Source organism: Mesorhizobium sp. M1A.F.Ca.ET.072.01.1.1, assembly GCF_004023325.1.
Taxonomy (GTDB): Bacteria; Pseudomonadota; Alphaproteobacteria; order Rhizobiales; family Rhizobiaceae; genus Mesorhizobium.
The window spans coordinates 1-397 of record NZ_RZSF01000792.1 but is presented as its reverse complement, the minus strand read 5'-3'; the positions used below and the strand labels follow the sequence as shown (position 1 = coordinate 397).

Below are 397 nucleotides of genomic sequence, written 5' to 3'. Positions count from 1 at the left end.
ATGTTGGCGCCGCCGAAGTTCAGGTCGATGTCGGTGGGCAGCAACGCCACGCTCCAGCCGGGCAGCATCTGCTGCGGAATCTTCAGGCCAGAGGCCTTGATCGCGTAGTTGATCTTGCCGCTCTGGGAGACGCCGTCCATTCCGAAGGCCGTGCTCAATTGCGTCGCCCCGAACGTACCGATCGGGCTTTCGACCGCGAAATCCTTGAACCCATAGGTTCCATCGAGCCTTTCCCATACCGGCAGCGCGGCAAGCAGCAGCGACTTGAGCTGCGCCTGGTTCGCCTTCAGCGCCGCTTCGTCCTCATTGGCCACGGCAAAGGCCAGCAGGTCGAGCAGCGGCTTGCTTCGCACGCCCTTGCCGTTCGCGGTCACCGACAGCTCCGGCGACTTTATCG

General features: G+C 63.2%; 1 pseudogene. It reads right to left on the bottom strand.

Features of this window, described 5'->3' with window-relative positions:
* Nucleotides 1-374, bottom strand: a pseudogene (locus EOA32_RS38065) (hypothetical protein); the annotation flags it as partial.
* Nucleotides 375-397 lie beyond the last annotated feature (23 nt).